Source organism: Paenibacillus sp. DP01, assembly GCF_044784315.1.
GTDB classification, from domain to species: Bacteria; Bacillota; Bacilli; order Paenibacillales; family Paenibacillaceae; genus Paenibacillus; species Paenibacillus polymyxa.
Map to the genome: position 1 here is coordinate 1,550,527 of NZ_CP173059.1, position 22,391 is coordinate 1,572,917.

Here is a 22,391-nt window from a genome sequence, read left to right on the forward strand (position 1 = left end):
TTTTCATGCCGTTGATTTCTCTGTGGAGGTGAAGTACGTTGATGAACCAGTCTAGTCATATCCATATCGAACATTCCATTGTATTGGTGGATGGGGTATGCCACTTTTGTCAGGGAGCAACCCGCTTCATTATCAAACGTGATCCTAAGGGAATATTCCATTTTGGTTCCCTGCAATCCGAGGCAGGACAAGAACTTTTACGTGCAGGTGGACTGTCTACAGATCAACTGGATACATTCGTGCTGATTGAAGACGGTACGTATTATACAAGGTCAACCGCAGCTTTACGGATTGCCAAACGCCTTCGTTTTCCATATCCGCTGGCTTATGTATTCATCTTGATTCCCCGCTTTGTGCGCAACGCAGTCTATAACTGGGTAGCTCGTAACCGATATCGTTGGTTTGGCAAGGATGAAGAAGATCAATGTCAGATCCCCCCACCAGAAATTAGGCAACGATTTTTTTAGTTGCTTTTTTTGTGTTTATTTTTGCGGCGATCATTACGAATCAGTAATATTACAGCTACTGCGATCAGTAGAAGACCCGTAACCGATACATACACGATATGGCGTACATTGGGTACGTTGACCGACAATTTTAGCTCGTTAGACTCTAATGGAGCAATGTCCCAATAGAGTGTCTTTCCGTCATCCGACACACGGTCTGCGTTACTGGAAGCAGGCTGGATGGGTAGGGAAAGGCTGAAGTTAAGATCCAGTTGCCGCTCTAGTAATTTACGTGCGAACACATTCATTTGTTCTAATCTATCACTCAGGCCACGAGCTTCTTCAGGAAGCATCCGAGGTAGATCGAGCTTAAGCGTAAGATCCATATTGGTTGTGAAAAAATGCTGGCTCACTGCGCGATTTATTTCTAATCCCTCAGGCAGATTTGAACCCTGATCGGGATTTTTTTGGTTTGTACTCCAATCCCCTTGATAATGCCCCTTTATTTGATAACCCTTTCTCCCCTGCTCCGATAACGGCTGTACGTCTACATTGTTGCTTTGTATACGTTGAATTAATCGATCGAGCAGCCCCGGATTGTCCAACATCATCAGTGTCTGGTTGTTTACGCTGAACGTTGCATCCATATCTACACTTTGATCCAGATGAACATCTACATGAATGTCACCCCGAGCACAGGAAGTTAGGGCAAGCAGACAACATACCAGCATAAAAATGAGCATTATTTTTCGTAACTGTATTTGCCGACGTTTGTTCCGATAAGGGCTGTATCCTGTTGGGTCCATGACCTGCACCTTCTTTGTATGGTTTCTTTGGTATAACGACTGGATATCTTCTATATATTACACATTCGGAGAGCCAAAATCGAACGATATAAAAGAATAGTTAAGATTTATATCTCAAAAATGTTTCCTTAGGTAAAAACTTTAGTGTATACTCTAAAATATAGCGTAGTCAAAAAATAATTGTCTCAAGGAAATAGTTTGTCCCAAAACAAATATTAAGAGGAGGATTTTAAAACATGAACAAGCAGTTTAAGAAGGCTTTGCCGCAATGGGTAGCGACGGTTGGAGTGTTGTCTCTGGTTCTAGTCCTAGCGACGGCATGTACAGATGCCAAGAAGACAGAGCAGGGAGCTGCGAAGGAGGCTGGGCAAAAAATAAAGGCTACAACTACCATCGGTATGATCTCTGACATTGTCGGGAAGGTCGGCGGTGCTCATGTGGAGGTCACGGGAATTATGAAGTCAGGTGTTGACCCACATTTGTACAAGGCGTCTCAGGGAGATATGCGCAAACTGGATGAAGCCGACATCATTTTTTATAACGGGTTGCATCTGGAAGGAAAAATGCAGGACATTCTGGAGAAAATCAGCAAGCAAAAGCCCGTTATTCCCGTGTCCAAAAACATTGCTCAAAATCTATTGCGTGCAGCTAGCCCAGAAATGGGGTCTGAGTATGATCCGCATATTTGGTTTGATGTACAAAACTGGATGTCTGCGGTAGAAACGGTCAGAGATGAATTGTCGGAACTGGATGCTGCTCATGCGGAGGATTACAAGGCCAATGCCGAAGCTTATCTCGCTGAGCTACGAGAACTGGACGATTACACGAGAGAGCAGATTGCCAGTATACCGAAGGCTCAGCGCGTACTTGTCACAGCACATGATGCCTTTGGCTATTTCGGAGACGCTTACCAGATTCAAGTAAGAGGCCTTCAAGGTATGAGTACCGAGTCAGAGGCAGGCTCACAAGATGTGACCAAGCTGAGAGATTATCTGGTGGAGCATAAAATTAAAGCCATATTTGTAGAATCGAGTGTGCCGAGAAAGGCCATCGATGCCGTTATCCAGGGTGCAGCTCAGCAAGGTCATACCATAAAGGTTGGCGGCGAGCTGTATTCGGATGCTATGGGTGAAGAGGGTACAGAAGATGGAACATATATTGGAATGGTCAAGCATAACGTGAATACGATCGTTAGAGCTCTTAAATAAGGAGGCGTAGACACATGGGACATTCACCACTTGTTGTTCGTGATTTATCGGTAGCATATCAAAAAAAGCCCGTTTTGTTCGATGTTTCCTTTGAGGTGCCGGAAGGCAAGCTGATTGGTATTATTGGTCCCAACGGAGCTGGCAAATCTACACTGATCAAGGCCGTGCTTGGGCTAATTCCAAAGCTCAGGGGTGAGGTGCTGGTCTACGGCAAGCCCTATAAGCAACAGCTACTCAAGGTTGGATATGTACCGCAGCGGGAGTCGGTGGATTGGGATTTTCCGACGAATGCCCTGGATGTGGTTATGATGGGACGGTACGGCAGACTGGGCTGGTTTAAGCGTCCGGGAGCAGCAGATCGTCAGGCTGCGATGGAGAGTTTGGACAAGGTTGGAATGAGCAAATTTGCAGACCGGCAGATTAGTCAATTGTCAGGCGGGCAGCAGCAACGTGTTTTTTTGGCGAGAGCACTTGCGCAGGACGCTCAGCTTTATTTTATGGATGAACCGTTTGTCGGTGTGGACGCTGCAACAGAAAAAGCTATTATTTCATTACTTAACGATCTAAAACAGCAGGGGAAAACCGTGCTTGTCGTCCATCATGATTTATCTACAGTTACGGATTATTTTGACCAGGTTATGCTGTTGAACGGGCATCTGATGGCGTTTGGAGAGACCGCAGATATTTTTACCGAGGGAAATCTGCAACGTACGTATGGTGGACGTCTGAGTATACTCAAAACAGGCTCGGAATCCGGCACGATACTCGGAGTGAGGTGAGCAATATGACAAGCTTGGTGGCGCTTTTGACAGACCCGAACATGCAGTGGATTCTGCTAGGATGCATTTTACTCGGTTTAAGCAGCGGGGTGATTGGCAGTTTCATGTATTTGCGTAAGCAATCGCTTATGGGAGATGCTTTGGCCCATGCGGCTTTGCCGGGGGTATGTGTGGCATTTATGATCACAGGCACAAAATCCATATTTGGATTTATGATTGGGGCAGCCATTGCAGGGATTGTTGCTACCTTTGCCATCAGTGCGTTAACCCGGTATTCGCGAATTAAAAGCGATTCGGCGATTGCAGCGGTGCTGTCCGTGTTTTTTGGCTTCGGCATTATGTTGTTGACCGAAATTCAGCATAGTGGTGCAGGCAACCAAAGTGGGTTGGATAAATTTTTATTTGGCCAGGCTGCGGCAATGGTGTTGTCTGATGTCTATACGATGGCGGTAATTTCGGTGGTGCTCATCGGAATATGTATATTATTTTTCAAGGAATTTAAGCTGCTTAGCTTTGATCCCGGCTTTGCCCGTGGACTTGGTTTTCCGGCAGGTTTACTGGATAAGTTATTGATGCTGTTGATTGTTATTGCGGTGGTGGCTGGTATTCAAGCTGTGGGCGTCATTATGATGGCTGCTCTGCTAATTACCCCGGCCGTGTCGGCAAGATACTGGACAGATAAGCTGGGTGTTATGGTATGCCTCTCAGGCTTGTTTGGTGCTATAGCGGGTCTGGGTGGGACCGTTATTAGCTCTCTGGGACAAAACCTGCCTACAGGACCATTGTGCGTGTTGTGTGCGACTGTGGTATTTGGTGTAAGTCTGATCTTTGCACCACAGCGCGGAATGATTTCCAAGGCTATCGTTCGGTTGAACGCCAGAAAAAGTCTGGAGCAGGGAGTCGGAGCACAGCCAAGGGAGGAGCGTGCCCTATGAGTTCATTTTATGTGATTCTGACGGGAATGTTAGTGGCAGGGGGATGTAGTATCGTCGGATGCTTTCTCGTGCTTCGGAAAATGGCTATGATTGGTGATGCAATCAGTCATGCGGTACTGCCTGGTATTGTCATTGCCTTTCTAATCAGTGGATCGAGGGATTCGGTGTGGATGATGTTTGGTGCAGCCGTGCTGGGGCTTCTAACAGTGTATCTGATTCAGCTATTCCAACAAAGCGGTCTGCAAAGTGATGCTGCCATTGGCGTGGTGTTTACGACATTGTTTGCTATTGGTGTACTGCTGATCAGCGTGTTTGCTTCCAATGCCCATCTGGATATGGACCACGTTTTGTATGGGGAAATTGCTTATGTCCCGTGGAATACGATAGAGATTGCTGGCTTCGATATAGGTCCGAGGGCTGTGTGGATTACGGGCGCGATGTTTTTGATCAATCTGCTCGTGGTAGGGGGCTTTTTCAAGCAATTTAAAGTCACTTCCTTTGATCCTGCATTGGCAGCTTCATTAGGCATTCCGGTTATTTTTTTTCATTATCTGCTAATGAGTCTCGTATCGCTAACAACAGTGGCGTCATTTGAGAGCGTGGGTGCGATTCTAGTGGTTGGCATGCTCGTTGTACCACCTCTTACCGCTTATTTGCTGACGGAGAAGCTGTCCCGTATGATTGCATACAGCGTCGGAGTTGGAGCCATTAGCTCGATCGTAGGCTTTTATACAGCAACTGTATTGGATGCTTCTATTGCGGCATGTATGCTGTGTGTGTCAGGTGTGTTGCTGCTTTTGGCTTTTCTATTTTCCCCGTCTCATGGTGTAGTATGGCGAAAGTTATTTCAACAGCGAGGAATCGTTGGCGAAAATAGCAAGTGAGTCTCGTAGGAAGTGATCCTTATGAATTACTCAAAATAGCGTGCAGACGGGCATAAAGTGCCTGAATGCACGCTTTTTTACGCTTATGCTAAATTGTGCTGCTTTTTTTGAAGCAAGCTTGTTGGGTCATCTTGAATTAACCGGGACACGGGAGTACATTCTTTACAACCACACAAAAGGGTTCGGAACGAGCTGTTACGCTGCGGGGAGGAACGAAATTGGAGAGCTTCAAACGTAAATCACCAGAGGAAATACTGGATTCCATTAACAAACTGCATCGAGGCAGACTCAAAATATACATTGGTGCGGTCAGTGGCTCGGGCAAAACGTATCATATGCTGCAGGAGGGACAATCGCTGCAGCATGAAGGGATTGATGTTGTAATTTGTGCGGTATCGACTCTGCAGCGGCGTGAGACCGTGGAACAGGTCGGTTCCCTAGAGCGAGTACCCAGTATTCATTGGATGAAGGATGGCGAGGAGCAAAAGGATCTGAATGTGGAAGCTTTGGTGGCACGAAATCCTGAGGTGGTGCTGGTGGATCATTTGGCACATCATAACCGAAAAGCCGCCTCATTTCCAACAAGGTTGGAGGATATACGGTATTTGCTGGAGATGGGAATTAGCGTCATTACGACGGTCAATGTTTATGAACTCGAAGGGATCACGGAGTGGGTATATCAGCTGACAGGCTTTGAAGCGGAGTATACGGTTCCGGTTGATACATTGGAGCTAGCGGATGAAATTCGTTTAATTGATGCCACCCCGGAGATGATTCTGGAACGGCTGGCGAAAGGTTACATGCATACGCCCAATCCTGAGATGTTTCACCGGGGAAATCTGGGTAAATTGCGTGAGCTCGCTCTGCGATTGGTGGCAGAGGATGTGAATGATTCGCTGGAACGGCATCGGGAGGAGCTAGGCTTGCACGGGGCGTCAGGAGCAGCAGAGCGTATTTTGGTGCCTGTCCAGTATCATTGGAATGGGTCCATTTATGTACGCAGGGGGGAACAGGTGGCCAAGCGGTTGGGTGGAGATATGCTGGTGGTCTCCTTTGTCAGCTCGAAAAGCAAGTTGTCCAAGGAATCAGCAGCCTTCAAGCGCTCCATTGAGCAGTTGGCTGACAAGATCGGATCGACATTTGAAGAAATCCCGCTCCTTTCCCGTAGAAGGCTACCACGTCAACTTATCCATTATGCGGTGACTCACAATGTTACCCGAATTGTTATGGGTCATTCTCGTCAGACTCCATGGCAGGAACTGGTTAGAGGATCACTGGTGAACGGAATTTTAAAACGAATGAAAAATATGGACCTGCTGTTGATTGCGGACCGAGCCGAGCAGGAGGGTGAACGGATTTTGCCAACGATGAGACAGGAGGAGGGAGATACTGACCCGTATCATCGTTTGAGTGTTGAGGAAGTACAGGCTGAGGAAGCCAAAATCCTGAGGGGCAAGCTCAAAGTATACATTGGTGCTGCTCCGGGGGTCGGCAAAACATACACCATGCTGAGAGAGGGAAATGATCTGCTGGAAAGCGGGATTGATGTGGTGATCGGATTGCTGGAAACGCACGGAAGAGCAGAAACACTAGCCCAGGTAGGCTCTCTAGAGATGATTCCCCGCCAGTCTATCGAGCGTCATGGTGCACATTTGGAAGAGATGGACACTGAAGCCATTCTCAGGCGTAATCCTGAGGTAGTGCTAATTGACGAGCTGGCACATACCAATGTTCCGGGAAGTCTGAAATCTAAACGTTATGAGGATGTACTGGCCATTTTGGAGCAAGGTATTTCTGTTATATCCACAATGAATGTGCAGCACCTGGAGAGCTTGAATGACGCCGTAGAACAAATTACTGGCATTCGGGTGAGAGAGACTGTCCCCGACCATATGATGCGTCTGGCCGATGAAGTACAGCTTGTGGATGTGGCTCCCAAATCGTTACAGCAGCGTATGCGTGAAGGCAAAATTTACGATCGCGCGAAGGTGGAGCAGGCACTTAGCCACTTTTTTAAGCTGGGTAATCTAATTGCGCTGCGTGAACTTGCTTTGCGGGAATTGGCAGATGATGTAGATGAGCGGCTGGAATCCTGGGATCGGCATGAGTCACTTCGGGGACCGTGGCGCAGGGAGGAAGTGATTTTTGTAGGCGTGACGCTAAGCGAAAATGCTGAACGGTTGATTCGCCGCGGTTTTCGGATCGCCTTTCGCCTGAAGGCTGTATGGATTGTGACTTATGTTCATGTTGGTGAGCGTATACCGGAGAGGTTACTCCCTCGTCTGGAACAACTAAAGTTGCTGACCCACCGACTGGGGGGAACCTTTGAAATTCGGCTTGTTTCCAGCCGACGCGAGATTGCCGACATTTTGATTGCTCCAGTGGAAGGATATTCAGGCACGCAGCTCATTGTGGGGCAGTCTTCCCGAAGTAGCTGTTGGGGGAAGAGTGCGGTCGTGCCGAGGATTCTCCGTCAAGCACGTCATATGGATGTTCTTATCGTGGCGGATTATGATCCGGATATTAAGCTGGAGACAGATTATTAAAATGCCCAATCCATTCATAAATAGTCATATGCTGGTTACCGGTTGTTCACTGCTTCCATAGTATATTCTATCTCAAAGAAATGGAGGCGAGTTTGAATGTATAAACATCGTAAACATGATTGTCATTTTCCAAAGCCAAAAAAACGTGTTTTTAAGAAAATCATTAAGGTGACTGTCATTAAGTTTAAACCAAAATTTAAACGTGATCACTGGAAACATGAAGACTTTGATAAGAAATGTCATTGCCGGAAACGTCGTCATCATCGTCATCATCGCCATCATGACTGTCATCGTCGTCACCACAAATTCTACTAAGTTGAAGATCGTAGGAGGCGGGGCTAGACTTGCCCGCCTTCTCCTAGTACCAGGATTCTAGGAAAATACGTGCGCAAAAAATACTTGCTCTAACATAGGTGCTATGCTATTCTACCAGTAAATAGATTGCACGTGACGGAAGCACCGTTCACCAACCGTATGTACTTACGGATGGATGAACGGTGCTTTTTTGCGTTGTTGTGTTGGGAAAGGGGATGAGCGTATTGGTTCCGGTAAAAGTGGTATTGGCCGTAGAAGGTCGGGATTATATTGAGCCTCTGCTGAATTATGTTCACGGAAGCGAGTACGCCAGAAGGCTCAGAATAACGGCTTTTTCGCAGCCGGAGGCATTTCATCAATACATGATGGAAACCAGCGGAATGAAAAGGCCAGATGTGGTAGTAGGTGAAATGTCTTTTCTGAGTCTATGGACAGCTCGGGAAGATGCAGATATTCCTTGTTTGGTATTACATGAGGGAGAACAAGTAAGCGAATATGGGCAGCCTGTATTAAAATATCAGCCTTTATCTGAGCTGGTCGGTTTTATTTTGGAAACGGCGAGACAGAGGTCGAATGGTCGGAAAAGCGTAAACAGTCGGGAAGGTGGAATGATTATCGGCATGGTGGCAGCTTCAGGCGGATTGGGCAAGACAACGGCCGCGCTCAATCTGTCCAAGCAACTGGGGAATGAGGGATATTCGGTATTTTATTTGAATCTGGAAACGGTGGATTCAAGCTCGTTGTTTACTGGTTCAGACAGTTCTAGCGGAGCACAAGGAGAAAGAGAAGGACTGTCCAGACTACTGTATGACCTCAAGTCGGAGGGAAATGAGGGTACTTCGTTATCTATGGCTTCCTATTGTGTACGTCGTCCTGAAATTCAGGCTGATACGTTTCAACCTGTCTATAATCGCAAGGAATTGACGGATATGACTTGTGTTGAAGCGAAAGAGCTCATTCGAACGATTGGTGAAAGCGGGCAATATGATGTAGTGATCGTAGATAGCGATTCTGAACATGGTGAGCGGGCTCAAGCCGTGCTTGAAGCTAGTCATAAGCTAATCTGGTTGCTCGCTGACGATTTAATGAGTATGCACAAGTGCGGATTATGGCTGGATGTTTTAGAAACTACGCAGCCTGAGGGGCTTGAAGCCATGATATGCAAAACCAGCTTTGTGGTGAACCGCTACATGGGAACTATGATCAACTCGTTACCTCGTGACTTTATGGAGCTGAACGGTGCGTTACCCTATATACCTTCATGGAAACAGATGCAGCATCGTGAACTGCTGCTAAGTTCACCGATTTATCAGCGGGAAATCCGCCATTTGTGCCGCGAGCTGCTGGATATGGAGAGCGCTGCACAGTCGACGGCTGCTTGGTCTTAAGGGGATGATGAACATGAATGAGGAACAATTTAAGGCATTGCGCGCAGATATTCGTAACGGGCTGGACGTAACGTCCTCAGTAAAAGATACAGATCTAGTACGGCATATCGAAAAGCGAATTTTACACGACGTAGAGCTAGCGAGCTTAACTTCCCGAGAGAAGCATGCACTTGTCCGCAAAATTTTCAACTCTTTCCGTGGGTTGGATGTGCTCCAGCCATTGATTGATGACCCGACCGTTACGGAAATCATGATAAACAGTCATCGGGAAATCTTTGTAGAGCGGGCAGGTGAGGTGATTCAGGTGTCCGATCAATTCGAATCCCGCGAACGACTGGAGGATTTGATCCAGACAATTGTAGCCGGGGTGAACCGAATTGTGAATGAGGCTTCTCCCATTGTGGATGCCCGATTAAAGGACGGATCACGTGTAAATATTGTGCTGCCGCCAGTTGCTCTCAAGGGACCGACAATGACTATACGGAAGTTTCCCGAGCGTCCCATGACGATGGATGATTTGATACGAATAGGTGCGCTCAATACAGAATCCGCCGCTATGCTCAAAGACTTGGTACGCAGCAAGTACAACATTTTTATAAGCGGCGGAACGGGTTCTGGTAAAACAACTTTTCTGAATGCATTATCCCAGTTCATCCCTTCGTCTGAACGGATTATTACGATTGAAGATTCGGCAGAGCTGCAAATTGTGACTGTCCCCAACCTGGTTTCCATGGAAACACGGAACGCGAACACCGAGGGAAAGGGAGAAATCACGATTCGTGATCTGATTCGTTCCTCCCTGCGTATGCGGCCCAACCGCATCGTGGTGGGTGAGGTCAGAGGGAGTGAGGCGTTGGATATGCTGCAAGCGATGAACACAGGACACGATGGATCATTGTCAACTGGGCATGCGAACAATATCCGCGATATGGTCAGCCGGCTGGAAACGATGGTACTCGGAGGAGCAGAACTTCCGCTTGGAGTAGTACGGCAGCAGATCAGCTCGGCCATTGATATATTCGTTCATCTGTCACGACTACGTGACAAATCCAGAAGGGTGCTGGAAATTAGCGAAGTGATTGGCTTTGAGAATGGTGAGGTAAGATTGAATCCCCTTTATCGCTTCCAGGAACGCGGAGAAAGTAAAGGAAAAATCGTAGGGGAACTGGAGCGTTGTGGTGTGGGGCTGCAACATACATTGAAGCTGCAAATGGCCGGAATCAAGCCGGAAAGCTGGCACAGAGAAGGAGTATCGGCATGAGAACAGAAAAGGCGACTGGCAAGCAAGTGTCGCGTGAGGTCCCTTCTCTGCCGGATTATACGGTGTATACCTTATCGACTGTACAAAAAAGTATGTGCATTCTCTTTAGTGGAGTGTTGTTCGCGATGATCGGATATCTATTTTATCACCAATGGATATTATCGTTGCTGTGTGCTGCTGGAGCTGTGGTGATGCCTCGTTATTTTAGAAAGTTTTTGCTGCAACGACGTAGGTCTGCTTTAAGCATTCAATTCAAGCAGGCTTTATACTCGCTTTCTTCTTCTCTTTCAGCGGGAAGGTCGGTGGAGAATGGGTTTCGTGAGGCTGTAGAGGATTTGAGGTTGCTTAGTCCGGATGGAGATCACGATCTGATTTTTGAATTTAACATTATTACAGCCTGCCTTGAAATCGGACAGCCTGTAGAGGCTGCTTTGCAGGATTTGGCTCGTCGGGCCCAGATGGAGGATATTACGAATTTTGCGGACGTATTTGCGGCTTGCAAACGAACCGGAGGTGATCTGGTGGAAGTCGTACGACGGGCTTCAAGTGTCATTGGGGAGAAGCTGGAAATTCAGCAGGAGATCGGTGTAATGATTGCGCAGAAGCGCTTTGAATCGAGGGTTATGTTTGCAGCACCTTTTTTGTTTGTTTTGTTTATGACAGTGACAGCGGGAGACTACATGATGCCGTTATACAGCGGTTCAGGTAGGATTTTATCAACCTTTTGTCTTCTGGTGCTTGGTGGCTGTCTCGTGTGGATCAACCACATTATGAAGATTGAGGTGTAAGGAGTGATGGGTGTGTTGATGTTGGTTTGTCTGGTCATGCTGGTTCTGCAAGTGGGAGGTTGGGTGGTGCTGAACCAAATGTACGCTGCTAAGTATGCACATTTTCGCCATATGAAACTGGAAGGACTGCGGCTGCAAAAACTTTCGGTGCCTTTTGTACACATGCTTCATGTTTCACGTGCCACTCATAGGCTGCCTTTGCTGATGTTCAAGCTACAGCGTTCGATACAGAAGCTGTATGGTATGCGCCACAGCGGAGAAAAAACGATGCTTTTTCTGGCAGAAATGTTGGGTTACGGATATATGGTGGCTGCTGGTGGAGCTTTAATATCGCTTATGATGGGCGGGGAAGCGACTGGGCTGGTGCTTGGCTTGGGGCTCGGTATTCTGGTGCCAGTTGCGCTGGTCAAGGATTTACATGGGAAAGTACAGAAGCGGGATCAGCAAATCTTAATGGAATTGCCTGAATTATTGAGTAAAATGATGCTTCTAGTTGGTGCGGGAGAGACGGTACAACGGGCTTTGCTTCATTGCGTGGAACGTAAAGGGGCGGATACGGTACATCCATTGTATCGGGAATTGCGGCAGACAGTGGGGGAATGGGAAAGTGGCTATTCCTTTCAACAGGCATTTGAACATCTGAGCAAACGTTGTGGTATTCAAGAAGTGACGATATTTACAACGACAGTTTTATTGAATATGAGGCGTGGTGGGAGCGATTTTGTAATGGCTTTACGTGAGTTATCTCAGACATTATGGAGCAAGCGGACTTCAATTAGCCGCACAAGAGGGGAACAGGCTTCTTCAAAGTTAGTCTTCCCGATGGCACTAATTTTGCTAACGGTCATTGTGCTGGTGGGTGCTCCGGCTTTAATGATGATGAATATGTAGGAGGAATAAAATGATGATGACAATTGTAGCAGGTAGTATTCGTAAATTGTACAAGAATGAGGATGGTTTGGGGACGTTAGAAATGATCTTGATCATTGCGATTCTGATTGCGGTGGCGATTATCTTTAAAGATCAGATTAAGAAAATTGTAGAAGGGCTGTTGAAAAAGGCAGATAAAAAAAGTAACGACTTTATGGATTCATAATGCTGCGCAAATTGGTACAAAAAGAGGACGGGAGCTTCTCCTTGGAGGCTTCCCTCGTCTTTCCCATTCTGCTGTTGGTCATTTTTATAATGTTATTTTTTTGCCTGTATATATATCAAAAATCTATATTGGTGCAGGTTGCTTCTACTGCTTCGGAAAGAGCCGCTTACAGTTGGGATAACAGCTTTAAGGACCCACGTACGGGAGCATTTGCGCAAGGGCAACGGGATTCTCTCTATTGGCGCTTGAAGGATGATGTTATGTTGGGCGCCCTGTTTGGCTGGGCCGGAGCCAATAATCAGGAAACTGTACAGGTACCGGGCGGCAATGAAGGAGGCTCGTTACCTGCTCAGAAGTTGTCCAATGCAGAAAATAGAATGCCTGCGGGCATGCATGGGCAGATGACATATGAGAACAGTATGATTCACCGTAAGGTGACCACAGAGCTAAATAAAATCGTGGAGGTACCTTTGTTGAATCAGTTTTTAGATCATACAGATTTACAAGGAAAAATGAGCTCGGGTGTGGTGGAACCTGTGGAATGGATTCGTACAGTGGAATTGGTCCGTTATTATGGTGCGAAGTTTATGGGGAGAGGCTCAGGTGAAAAGGTAGATCCGGCAATTGTAGGGAAAGTATTGATGCAATATGGGCAAAACGGTCAGTAAGGAGTAAGTAACGGGAATGTAACTGGAAAGGAGGAAGCGGGTGTTTGGTAAGGGACGTAATACAAAGGACGGGGAATCAGGGGCTGTCACGGTTTTCCTCATTCTGATTTTGGCGGTCATGTTTGGTTTTATTGCTGTATTTATTGATTATGCGAGAATTGCTGCGCTGCATGTACAGACTGAACGGCTGACCCATGCGGCGGTTCGGTCAGTGATGTCTGCTTATGACCCGGCATTACAGCAGGAATACGGTTTGTTTGCTTATGGTGAAGGTGGCGGAGAACAAATAATGGTCAAAGTGCTGAATGACAGTACACGGCGTACGGCGCGCGCGGAAACGCTGCCGCTAATGAATATGAAGCTGGATTCCAGTTCACTGCAAATGGAAAGGGAGCTTGGTAAATATGCCATATTTAACGAGCAAATCCGTGAAGAGATGAAGTATAAAGCACCTGTCGATTTTACGATGGAAGTGCTAGAAAAGCTAAAGCCGCTCTCTCAAAATATGAAGGAGGCTTCACACACGGTAGATTTGCTGAAACGGCTGCAAAAGCTGTACGACAGGCGAGAGGCCAAACTGGATGACATGCTGGAGAAACAGCGTAAGGCAGGAGCTTATATGGAAGAGGTTCGCAAACGGATTATTAAACAGAGTGGGACATATATGCCCAATCAGTATATATGGGACCCACTTGAAGTTGTAGCCGACATTGCTGCTCAATATAAGCATTACGTGCATGTATATGAGGACAACAAGAAGAGTGTGGACGATGTTAAAATCATGCAGATGGAGAAATATGCAAGAAGGGCAAGGATAGCGCTGGATCGCCTGCGACAGGTCATGGTTCAGACTGGAGAGGAGCATGATAAGCTGCTTCTGGAAGCTAAGGAACCGTTGAATGAAGCTCGGCAAATTAATGAAGAAATGCGCAAAGTCATTGTCCAATATAAACAGAGAGCGGCCAATGCAGGTTATGACGAGGTTTCCGCAGCCCCCACCCCAAGCGGAGCAGGCTCCAACGCCGATCCGTCTGTAGGAAGTGCCCGGCAAAGGGCAGAGGATTTGTTGGTTCCGAACAATGAATTTGAGCAATGGGAAGCAGAAATCGAAAAGCAACGGACTGCAATAAATGCTGCTAACAATAGATTAACGAGTATGATGCGTACGCTATCTTTCTATACAGATCCATTTTTGAATGCAGACATGCTCAAGCAAGAAGTTGCTTCAACGCTCAAGGAGATAGATAAATACTTAAATACGTATGCTTGGGCGGGACCCGCCAATGTTCTCGACGGTGAGGCTAGAACGATGGATACGCGACGCGGACCGGACAAAGAACGCAAGAAAATGGAAAAAGAGGCGAAAAACAAGCTCAAGCAAGCTTATCGGATCATTGAGGTTCTTTCTAAAGGTAAACAAAGTGCTGAGCAATTCCGAGTGGTGGAGCAGTATTACAATGAAAGTATTTCTTTTAATCAGTCTTCATCCAGTCCATCTGTATCCGCTGATTTGTCCTATGACACCTATGATGCAGCGGGGGATTCCATGGATAGTATGGATGGTCTATACGAGGCGGCATCCAACTTGCTGACTCAACTGGGAGACGAGTTTTACCAGAATGAATATGCGCTTTCTTACTTCCATCATGTGGATTTCAGCCGATTTGGCAATTTGGCTGGATCAGGTGGAAATGTGGGTAATGCTGCACAGATTTTAGGGGACCAGTTGGAGGTGAATAATCAGGAAGTTGAGTACATTTTGTATGGGTTTCATAATCCGACAGGTAACCTGGCATCTGCCTATGGGGAAATTTTTGCTATGAGGCTTGCCATTCGAACGATGGAGGGACTGGTCAAAAACAGTTCAAAGGGTAACCCGTTGGTCGTTTTGGCGGCAGCTTTGTTATATGGAGTAGAGAAGGCGATTGAAGATATGATCATGCTGGCACAAAAAGGGGATGTGCCTTTGTCTGACTTTCTGAAATTTCGAATGACTTACAAGGATCATTTGCGATTGTTCCTGATGCTTCATAGCAATAATGAACGAAAAATGTCTCGTATGCTTGCTTTGATTCGCTTGAATACAGATGTCAATCCCGCTGAGCGACGGACGTATGCAAAGGGTGAGGTTAAGAATGGGATGAGGCTGTGGTTTCTACCTGGAGTAATGAAGATGCTCGGAACCGCCTCCAAAGAAGGCGAGAGTATTAAGGGAAGTGTGTACTATGTCACGAAAACAGCGCATTTTTCCTACTAATCAGTATCTACAACAGGTGTGTGGACAGAGGCAGCGTGAACAAGGAAGTATTGTTTTAGAAGCGTCATTGGTGCTGCCATTGTTTTTGTTTTTTATTATTTTTCTCATTTATATGGTCCAAATGACACTGGTCTCCACAGCTTTGCAGACTACTGCTTCAGAAACAGTTAAGCAGGTTTCGGCTAAAATCTACCCAGTGTCTCTAGCCGTGGAGGCGACGTCCGCGAAAATAGATGCAGTCCGCGAACCGCTGGATGAACTGCCCAAGTTATCTGTGAGTGAATATGCAAGCCAATTCGCTGCCCAACTGCCACCTCCAATCGGTGATTGGGTAGAAACTGCTATTCAAGGCGGCAAAAAGCCGCTGGAGGAGTTACAGGGACGCTTGACGGAGGCTGCACTTGATCCTGTTCTGAAGCCGATGCTAAAGCCTTTTATGGAGAAAAGTATTCTGGAGTATGACCGTATTCACATAACGAGCGTACATGTACCCTCTCTTACAGAAACTAAGGACCCTTATTTTAGAGTAGAGCTATCGTATGAACTGCCGATGAAGGTTCCCTTTTTGTATCGCAACATTGTGCTCCAAGCGGCAGCTGAGGAACGTCTTTGGATTGGTGATACAGGAGAGGGAGCAGGTACAGGTGATGCAACAGGGGAGAAGGATGCGCAGCATTCCATACAGTTGCTCGTCAAGCCTGAACCTGCTGTGAAGGGTGTATACAATTTGATCAAGGCCAAGGTTGAACCTGGGACGAATGCTGCCCTTTCTGTACTCTATAAGTCAGGTGAAAGCACAGCTCAGCACTTGGGCTGGACCTCGGCCGATGCAGACGGGATTGTTGAATGGAACTGGTTTGTGGGAACAAACACAACACCAGGTCAATGGAGCTTTGTAATTGAAACGGAGGATGGCCAACGTATTGAGGTTCCGTTTTCTGTGCAGAAGACAACTGATGGATAGGCTAGATATAGATGTATAGAGATAACTACAATGAAAAATGATTTAGCAGGCCTGTTAATTTTCATTGTTATAAGGGGGAAGATCGCATTGACGTGGATGTATATTGTGTGCGGAGTTCTGCTGGCGATCGCGCTAGTGACAGATTTACGAAGCATGAAAATACCTAATAAGCTTACATTGCCCGGCATAGCGGTAGGCTTGCTGTTCAATACTCTGTTCGGAGGTTGGCACGGTTTTTTATTTGCTATTGCTGGTCTTGGCACCGGCTTTGGATTCATGCTGATTTTGTACTGGATGGGAGCAATTGGTGCAGGAGATGTAAAGCTGTTCGGCTTAATTGGAGCCTGGACAGGAGCTGCTTTTGCATGGCAATCGGCTCTATATTCGATTTTTTTTGCAGGCATTATTGGTATAGGGATTTTGCTATGGAGGAGGGAAACCATCATGAGATTGCGACGCGTGGCGTTTAATTTGGGAGGGTTTTTCCTGTTTCGCAGCGGCAAAGCGCTGACAAGCGGGAGAGAAGCACACCTCAGATTTCCTTTTATGACAGCAGTTATTCCGGGAGCGGTCAGTGCTTATCTTTACTTCTTGTCATGACGTGTCCGATTCGTGAGATCATGCTACCTCAGGGAATAAGAATTTGTAAGGAGGTCATGAATTGTTTGGTTTAAGTAGGGATTTTGTTCGTAATGGCGGAACGTTTATGATACTAAACAAGGAAGGCGGGCTCAAGACCGATGATTTAAATTCTGTACAGACCCGAATGATGACTGGCAATCGGATTCCCGGTCTACTGGAACTTAGAATCAAAGAAGTCGATTTTCAGATCGAGTTACATTACGATATTTCGGCGCGACGTATGCTTTCCCAAGTATGGAAAGGTGGGAATGTGTCGATTTCTGATTTCTACCGGATTCTTTTTGAAATAGTAGATGCTCTTCATCGTAGCCCACAATATATGTTAAATATCCGCCAGTTTATTTTGCACGAGGATTACATTTTTATAAGCGGTTTAGGTACAAGGGAAAGCGTCAGTTTGACCTATGTTCCTTTGTGCAGTGTACAGTATACGGAACAAACAGGTAGTTATTTTAAGCAGATGGTTATTCGCTTGATGACTCGTGTGGCTCACCCTCAGGGAGAATCTATACAGCGCATACTCGATCTATGCGAGAGAAATGAATTTGAGTTGGGCGCGTTGAAGGAACTACTGTTGCAAGGGATGACGGCCAGTGAACAGAGCGTCGGGGGTCTGGATAAAGGTAGATCATCTGTTCATTCCTCTCATACCATACAGGGTAACGATACAGATCGTGGAGGAAGAATGTACGGGCAAGAACATCGGGAGACTCTGCAGGAAATTCAGGAGCTTAAGCGAGTCAATCGACTCAAGCAGTCCACAAAATCAGAGGAGAATGTCGAGTTAGGAGCCGACAACGAAATGGAAGATGAACAGGCGGAGCCTAAATTACAAAAATATAAAACATACATTGCTCTCGGATGTCTGCTCGCTTCGGCCATTGTTTGGCGTTATATTTATTTGGATCATCCTGAGACGGTGTCCTTGCTTATTTCAATTGTGCTGACTTCGGTACTTGTCGCTGTTGCTTATATAAGCTGGACGGGGAAATTAGAGCGCAATCGAGCTTCATCTCATTTTTATAGTGAAGCAGTACCTGTATTGGATTCGGAATGGTTAGGAACTACTCCTCCAGCACAACGAAAAAATGACCGTTATCAGGTAGATAAGCTGACTGGGTTTGTAGCGGGACGCCATCATCAAGACAAGCCATCAACTGATTCAAGTGATCAAGCACAGGAGAGCTGGCGTTGGACTTTTCCAGACTTAGAACCTAAAAGCATGGGAAGCCGAACGACGGAGGATAGAGGGAAAGTAAGTACAAATTATGACTTGCACGAGCCTTCGAGGAAAGGTTCCGCGCCGGGAAATGAATTGGACGACAGCGATACCAGCGAGGCTTATTATAAGTCCTTGTCCGGGGTAACGGAGCTACTCAATACGGTATCCAAGCAGGAAACCGTGCTGCTTCGTCCAGATCAAGACATACAGAGTCCAACTGTTCAGCACTCGCCAATTGCTTGCTTGGATCGTAAGTTACCTGGGAGTGGAGAAACCGAGCGCATACGGTTGCAGCCCGACCAATTCGTTGGAGGCAGCTTTATCATCGGTAGAGATCCGCAATTGGTCCAGTTTGTAGAGCATACGGATGGAGTTTCTCGTTCTCATATTGAGATTTGTATAGTTACAGGAGGGAAAAGCCACATTGTAAAGGATTTATCCTCGACGAACGGAACTGTGCTGAATGGAGAGCCTATGGTGCCTTATAAGGAGTATACCATGCAGGATGGAGACACTTTTAAAATCGCTGGAGTCTCTTATACTTATCGATTGGACTCTTTTAAATCCTCTAATGCATCTTGAGTAAACGTTAAATGGATATATGTTAAGAAGAGGCCTGTTATATTCTGGGCTTCTTTTTTATAAATAGAAGATTATTCATAGGCCTGAAGCAAGGCAACTCAAAGATCTCAAGTTTAATTGATAAATTATGTCTAAATCAAAAATGAACCCTAAGCTGGTAGAGATACAAAGATATTATCTATCCTCCATAGAGTTCATTTTTTAATTCAACGCTGCTTGTGAGGAGAATGAAGTTCCTCTAGCGCCTCCTTCAGTGAAGAATACTTAAACTTAAATCCGTGCTCCAGCGCTTTACGCGGTATTACCTTTTGGCCGTCTAATACAAGCGTACTCATCTCACCCAATAGCTTTTGAACTAGAAAGCCAGGAACGGGAAACCAGTGTGGACGACGATATACCTTAGCTACTGTTTTCCCAAATTGGTCGTTCGTCATAGGGTGTGGTGATGAAGCGTTCACTGCCCCGGAAATCTCTGGTGTATGAATGCAATACGAGATCAGACGAACGATATCGGCAATATGAATCCAACTCATCCATTGATGGCCGCTACCTATTTTTCCACCGAATCCGAAGACGTAAGGCATCTTCATGAGTGAGAATGCTCCTTTTTTTCTGTCCAGCACTAGGCTGATGCGTAACTTAATTAGACGGACATCGGCAGGGTAGGCATTGGCAGCTTCCTCCCATTGCTCAACCACCTGAGACAGAAAATCTTCCGAACGGCGCGGACTTTTTTCGTCAAATGTTTCGGTCAAGGAGGTACCATAGGCGGCAACAGCCGAAGCCTGAATGATAACTTCCGGTTTCTTTTGCAGAGCATTCAACGCTTGAGCCAACCGGGCAACGGAAAGCAGTCGTGATTGAAGAATTCTTTGTTTGGACTTGTCCGTCCAGCGCTGATTCAGCGTCTCACCTGCTAAATTAACGACCGCATCTGTACCTTCTAGTAATTCAGGCTTTTGTTTTAATTCGTTCCAGCTCATATATTGCAAGCGGGGGCTCGCTTCGTGTCCAACCAGCGGCTTGCGGGTAATGACTTTCACCGTATATCCGTCATCTAGCAAGCTTTTGACCAGCGCACTCCCCACCAATCCAGTTCCTCCGCATACGATGATGTTCATGGAGTCAGTTCTCCTTCCAATTCGAAAAAATAGTTCTGTTATAAAATATAACCCTTTTTGATACAAAAGCTTCATATTGAACATATCTGTGTACGCTAAGAAGATCCATTCACGCTTTATTCTACCTACATTTCAATAACATCTACTCTGATGTGTGCTATGTCTGTATGTTCCATAAAGGGAGTCATTTAAAAAGTTGCCATAAACGCTATGTTGTTTGATTTCAATAATCACGTTAAAATGATTAAATTAAAATAAGACAAGCATAACAGGATAGGGGGATGAATCAAAATCATGCTGAAAATTGGTTCTCATGTGTCCTTCTCGGACAAGGGTCTGCTCAGCGCTACAAAAGAAGCGTCTTCTTACGGGTCCAGCTCGTTTATGATATACACGGGGGCACCTCAAAACACGCGCCGTAAGCCGATGGAGTCCATGTATTTGGAGGAAGGCAAGCAGCTAATGGCGGAAAAGGGAATGGAAGATATCGTGGTGCATGCTCCATATATCATCAATCTCGGTTCCTACAAAGAAAATACCTATGAGCTTGCAGTCAGTTTTCTACAGGAGGAAATTCGGCGCACACATGCGATTGGTGTAAAAAATATCGTGCTGCATCCGGGGGCTTTTACAGATAAAGATGCAGAGTACGGAATTGGACGCATTGCTGATGGTTTGAACGAGGTACTGAACGGTGTGAAGGAGACAGATGTCAATATTGCACTTGAAACGATGGCAGGCAAGGGCACAGAAATGGGTCGTAGCTTTGAGGAAATTGCCTCCATTATAGATAAAGTAGAGCGCAACGAGCGTCTAACGGTTTGTATGGATACCTGTCACATTCATGATGCGGGTTATGACATTGTCAATGATTTGGATGGTGTACTGGAGCAATTTGACCGTATTGTCGGCTTGGATCGCATCGCAGTTGTCCACATTAATGACAGCAAAAATCCAGTTGGTGCGCATAAAGACCGCCATACGCCGATTGGATCGGGTTGGATTGGTTATCAGACTATTCATAACGTGGTACATCATGAAGCACTTCAGGGACGTCCGTTTATTTTGGAGACGCCGTGGATCGGGAAAGAAGCCAAAACTCAACGACCAATGTATGAGGTTGAGATTGCCTTGCTTCGCGGAAATGTAAAGGAACGCTTTGGAGATGAGTTTTTGAGTCAGGTGGAACAGTTGCATTCGTTTTTCAAAAAACAGGATGTGGATGTCCGTGAATTTGTACTGGATACCTGGACTCTGCTGAAAAATGATGCTAAAGCAAGAAAAGCAGATCCACGTGAGCCGCTGGAGCGTCTGTATGACATGATAATGGAAGCAGCACTCTTTCCAGAGATGAGCGAAGAACACATTAATCAACGGTTGATTGCCTGGTTTGCGGGTAGTCATCTGCCTGTGACGGTATAAGATAAGGGGGACTAATAGCCACATGGAAATTCACGTAAAACATCAGCCAAACAGCACTGTATCTACACATGAAAACCGTGCGCGCATGCTTGTATCTTGTCCAGATGGGCCAGGTATTGTAGCGACCGTGTCCCGCTTTTTGTACGAGCATGGGGCCAATATCGTCCAATCTGACCAATATACAATGGACCCGTCCGGCGGTATGTTTTTTATGCGGATTGAATTTGATTTGCCTAATTTGAGTGCAGCTCAGTCGCAATTGGAGCAGGACTTTGTCGCTGTTGCCGAGCAATTCCGTATGGAGTGGACGATTTCTGCGGTCAGCCGCAAGAAAAAATTGGCTATTTTCGTTTCCAAAGAAGATCACTGTTTGGTAGAATTGCTGTGGCAGTGGCAGGCAGGGGACCTGGATGCGGATATTTCACTGGTGGTTAGTAATCATGCGGATATGAAGGAGTATGTAGAATCCTTTGGCATTCCGTATCACCATATACCAGTGACAGCCGACACGAAGCCAGAGGCAGAGCGTCGTCAGCTAGAGGTCATTGGCGAAGAGATTGACGTGATCATTTTGGCCCGGTATATGCAGATTATTTCGCCTAAGTTTATTGAGCATTATCGCAACCGGATTATCAATATCCATCATTCTTTTTTACCTGCATTCGTGGGTGGCAAGCCGTATGCCCAAGCTTATAATCGCGGTGTGAAAATTATTGGTGCTACTGCGCATTATGTAACCGAGGAATTGGATGGTGGTCCGATCATTGAGCAGGACGTGCAGCGGGTGAGCCACGGAGATGATGTAAATGAGCTAAAACGGATCGGTCGCACGATTGAACGGGTCGTGCTGGCAAGAGCCGTGAAGTGGCATACAGAGGATCGTATATTGGTTCATGAGAACAAAACGGTCGTTTTTAATTGAACTTAACAATTTCAAATTCATGAAAACTTGTGAGTTTACATGTCAGATTAAACAAAGCCCAGTGCATAATGGGCTTTGTTTTTTTGTGTGGGGTAGGTATTTGCATTATATCTGGAACCTATAAAAATTTTTTTGCGAT

At 46.2% G+C, this 22,391-nt stretch carries 20 protein-coding genes; 18 read left to right on the forward strand and 2 right to left on the reverse strand.

Annotation, left to right across the window (positions count from 1 at the left end):
- The first annotated feature begins 41 nt into the window (after positions 1-41).
- Positions 42-467 carry a thiol-disulfide oxidoreductase DCC family protein gene (locus tag ACH59B_RS06665; protein WP_025364320.1) on the forward strand — a complete coding sequence of 142 codons (426 nt, stop codon included), beginning with the start codon at positions 42-44 and terminating at the stop codon, positions 465-467.
- Here ACH59B_RS06665 and ACH59B_RS06670 read toward each other — a convergent pair.
- Positions 464-1,252, reverse strand: coding sequence for a DUF3153 domain-containing protein (locus tag ACH59B_RS06670; RefSeq protein WP_117288624.1), 789 nt, complete (start codon positions 1,250-1,252; stop codon positions 464-466). The genes ACH59B_RS06665 and ACH59B_RS06670 overlap by 4 nt on opposite strands.
- 236 nt (positions 1,253-1,488) lie before the next feature.
- Between ACH59B_RS06670 and ACH59B_RS06675 the strand changes: the two genes are divergently transcribed.
- The 15 genes from ACH59B_RS06675 (at position 1,489) to ACH59B_RS06745 (ending at position 18,787) form a co-directional block, all read left to right on the forward strand.
- Positions 1,489-2,460: a metal ABC transporter solute-binding protein, Zn/Mn family gene (locus ACH59B_RS06675; RefSeq protein ID WP_044785804.1), complete on the forward strand. Its 972-nt coding sequence runs from the start codon at positions 1,489-1,491 to the stop codon at positions 2,458-2,460.
- Between the two features lie 14 nt (positions 2,461-2,474).
- On the forward strand, positions 2,475-3,239 hold the full coding sequence (locus ACH59B_RS06680; RefSeq protein ID WP_013369953.1) for a metal ABC transporter ATP-binding protein: 765 nt from the start codon (positions 2,475-2,477) through the stop codon (positions 3,237-3,239).
- 5 nt (positions 3,240-3,244) lie between these two features.
- Entirely contained in the window at positions 3,245-4,174 is a 930-nt protein-coding gene (locus ACH59B_RS06685) for a metal ABC transporter permease (protein ID WP_263561032.1), read from the forward strand.
- On the forward strand, positions 4,171-5,058 hold the full coding sequence (locus tag ACH59B_RS06690; protein ID WP_017426542.1) for a metal ABC transporter permease: 888 nt from the start codon (positions 4,171-4,173) through the stop codon (positions 5,056-5,058). Before ACH59B_RS06685 ends, ACH59B_RS06690 begins: the two co-directional genes overlap by 4 nt.
- A gap of 218 nt (positions 5,059-5,276) precedes the next feature.
- Positions 5,277-7,604, forward strand: coding sequence for a histidine kinase (locus ACH59B_RS06695; protein WP_044785806.1), 2,328 nt, complete (start codon positions 5,277-5,279; stop codon positions 7,602-7,604).
- A 530-nt stretch (positions 7,605-8,134) separates the two neighbouring features.
- Complete coding sequence (locus tag ACH59B_RS06700; RefSeq protein WP_031463122.1) at positions 8,135-9,307, forward strand: AAA family ATPase; 1,173 nt, start codon at positions 8,135-8,137, stop codon at positions 9,305-9,307.
- A gap of 13 nt (positions 9,308-9,320) precedes the next feature.
- Entirely contained in the window at positions 9,321-10,568 is a 1,248-nt protein-coding gene (locus ACH59B_RS06705) for a CpaF family protein (protein ID WP_404303514.1), read from the forward strand.
- The gene (locus tag ACH59B_RS06710) at positions 10,565-11,356 is read left to right on the forward strand and encodes a type II secretion system F family protein (RefSeq protein ID WP_044785807.1); all 792 of its coding nucleotides are present in this window, start codon (positions 10,565-10,567) and stop codon (positions 11,354-11,356) included. The genes ACH59B_RS06705 and ACH59B_RS06710 overlap by 4 nt, the downstream gene beginning before the upstream one ends.
- Before the next feature lie 6 nt (positions 11,357-11,362).
- Positions 11,363-12,247, forward strand: a complete 885-nt coding sequence (locus ACH59B_RS06715; protein ID WP_044785809.1) for a type II secretion system F family protein — start codon at positions 11,363-11,365, stop codon at positions 12,245-12,247.
- A gap of 10 nt (positions 12,248-12,257) precedes the next feature.
- Entirely contained in the window at positions 12,258-12,452 is a 195-nt protein-coding gene (locus ACH59B_RS06720) for a Flp1 family type IVb pilin (RefSeq protein ID WP_016820682.1), read from the forward strand.
- Entirely contained in the window at positions 12,452-13,120 is a 669-nt protein-coding gene (locus ACH59B_RS06725) for a TadE/TadG family type IV pilus assembly protein (RefSeq protein ID WP_117288628.1), read from the forward strand. Before ACH59B_RS06720 ends, ACH59B_RS06725 begins: the two co-directional genes overlap by 1 nt.
- Before the next feature lie 40 nt (positions 13,121-13,160).
- The gene (locus tag ACH59B_RS06730; RefSeq protein WP_404303515.1) at positions 13,161-15,377 is read left to right on the forward strand and encodes a hypothetical protein; all 2,217 of its coding nucleotides are present in this window, start codon (positions 13,161-13,163) and stop codon (positions 15,375-15,377) included.
- The gene (locus ACH59B_RS06735; RefSeq protein WP_117288632.1) at positions 15,346-16,341 is read left to right on the forward strand and encodes a pilus assembly protein; all 996 of its coding nucleotides are present in this window, start codon (positions 15,346-15,348) and stop codon (positions 16,339-16,341) included. The genes ACH59B_RS06730 and ACH59B_RS06735 overlap by 32 nt, the downstream gene beginning before the upstream one ends.
- A gap of 87 nt (positions 16,342-16,428) precedes the next feature.
- Positions 16,429-16,941, forward strand: coding sequence for a prepilin peptidase (locus ACH59B_RS06740; RefSeq protein ID WP_013369967.1), 513 nt, complete (start codon positions 16,429-16,431; stop codon positions 16,939-16,941).
- Positions 16,942-17,002: 61 nt separating this feature from the next.
- The gene (locus ACH59B_RS06745; RefSeq protein ID WP_017426553.1) at positions 17,003-18,787 is read left to right on the forward strand and encodes a DUF6382 domain-containing protein; all 1,785 of its coding nucleotides are present in this window, start codon (positions 17,003-17,005) and stop codon (positions 18,785-18,787) included.
- 206 nt (positions 18,788-18,993) lie between these two features.
- Here the strand turns inward: ACH59B_RS06745 and ACH59B_RS06750 are convergent, their stop codons facing one another.
- Positions 18,994-19,908 (reverse strand): TIGR01777 family oxidoreductase, encoded by a 915-nt coding sequence (locus ACH59B_RS06750; RefSeq protein ID WP_017426554.1) that lies wholly within the window; start codon positions 19,906-19,908, stop codon positions 18,994-18,996.
- Between the two features lie 294 nt (positions 19,909-20,202).
- Between ACH59B_RS06750 and ACH59B_RS06755 the strand changes: the two genes are divergently transcribed.
- Together ACH59B_RS06755 and purU are read left to right on the forward strand one after the other, a co-directional pair.
- Positions 20,203-21,330, forward strand: coding sequence for a deoxyribonuclease IV (locus ACH59B_RS06755; protein WP_016820676.1), 1,128 nt, complete (start codon positions 20,203-20,205; stop codon positions 21,328-21,330).
- Positions 21,331-21,352: 22 nt separating this feature from the next.
- Positions 21,353-22,252: a formyltetrahydrofolate deformylase gene (gene purU / locus ACH59B_RS06760; RefSeq protein ID WP_285694839.1), complete on the forward strand. Its 900-nt coding sequence runs from the start codon at positions 21,353-21,355 to the stop codon at positions 22,250-22,252.
- Positions 22,253-22,391: the final 139 nt, after the last annotated feature.